This is a genomic window from Candidatus Planktophila sp. (assembly GCF_040402315.1).
Taxonomy (GTDB): Bacteria; Actinomycetota; Actinomycetes; order Nanopelagicales; family Nanopelagicaceae; genus Planktophila.
Genome location: NZ_JBBAMU010000068.1, coordinates 1 through 1,243, shown reverse-complemented (window position 1 = coordinate 1,243; position 1,243 = coordinate 1). Strand labels below are relative to the sequence as shown.

General features: G+C 46.5%; 1 protein-coding gene. It reads right to left on the bottom strand.

Annotated features, from left to right (window positions below):
• Window positions 1-125: 125 nt before the first annotated feature.
• Window positions 126-1,196 (bottom strand): ABC transporter permease, encoded by a 1,071-nt coding sequence (locus tag AC9UEP_RS06025; RefSeq protein WP_509545111.1) that lies wholly within the window; start codon window positions 1,194-1,196, stop codon window positions 126-128.
• Window positions 1,197-1,243: the final 47 nt, after the last annotated feature.

The window sequence follows — 1,243 nt, the reverse complement described above, 5'->3', positions numbered from 1 at the left end:
AATTGCGGTGACCTTGCCTGCAGCCAGTCCCAGGTTCATGTCAATAACTGCTGGATACCAAACGCCATCTACCCAGAAATCAACATTGAAATTTGAAATTTCAAGTACATTTTTCTCAGTCACAGTTACTCACCAGCCTTAACCTGAAGCTTCGCTTGTTCGCGATCCTTCTTTGTGATTCGACGTCGCTGGCGTGGGTCAAATGCATCACGTAATCCATCGCCAATAAAGTTAACGCACAGCGCAATGGAAATAATGAAGAAGCCTGGCCACCAGAACAGCCATGGCCGGGTTGTAAAGGATGACTCATATTGGCTAATCAAAAGACCGAGTGAAACATCTGGAGCAACCACACCAAAGCCAAGATATGACAACGCTGTTTCAGTCAAAATCGCTCCAGCCATAATCAAAGTTATAACAACGATGATCTGACCGATTGCGTTAGGTAAAATATGCTTGAAGGTAATTCGAAGATTAGATGCTCCAGCCACACGCGCGGCGTCAACAAACTCCATTTCACGAAGTGAGAGGAATTGAGCACGCACTAGACGAGCTAACCCTGTCCAGCCAAGAATTCCCAAAAACAGTGCCAGATAGAGCGGACCGACCTTACCTGCAGCCTTACCAATAACCGCTGCGATGATGATCGTTGGAACTGTCTGAATGAAGTCAACAAGGCGCATCAATACGGCATCGACCTTCTTGCCATAAAAACCAGCGATAGATCCAACTACAACACCAATGAATCCGGAGACCGCACCGATGACAAACATGATCATCAATGAACGACGCGCGCCATTCATTACTAGCGCGAAGTAATCACGACCAATGTCATCTTGACCAAATGGGTGGGTACCCAATCCAAAGGCATCTGACGTTGGATCAAGTGAGATTGTTGGACATCCAGTGGTTCCACCTGGGCAATCTTCATAGCGAAGCTCTGGGATATCTTCAATTGTCCACTGCCACCAACCTGGAATACGAATTGGCCCCACCTTGCTATCAAGAGAGGTCATCACAAAGAGAATGATGGATGCAAAAGATACTAAAGCAATTACCGCTGCACGGTGATGGAAGAATCGTCGACGCACAATCTGACCTTGGCTAAGACCCTCGACCTCTTTATTTGCAATGGCATTTTCGCCACCGGCAAGGATTTCACCAGATGTTTTTTCTTTGCGTCCGAATAGTTTCATGGCTACTTGCCCAATCTAATACGTGGATCGAGAGCTGAATACACTAA

What these genes read in the sequence shown, in the direction of transcription:
- AC9UEP_RS06025 (WP_509545111.1), bottom strand. Translation starts at nt 1,196, where the DNA reads ATGAAACTATTCGGACGCAAAGAAAAAACATCTGGTGAAATCCTTGCC.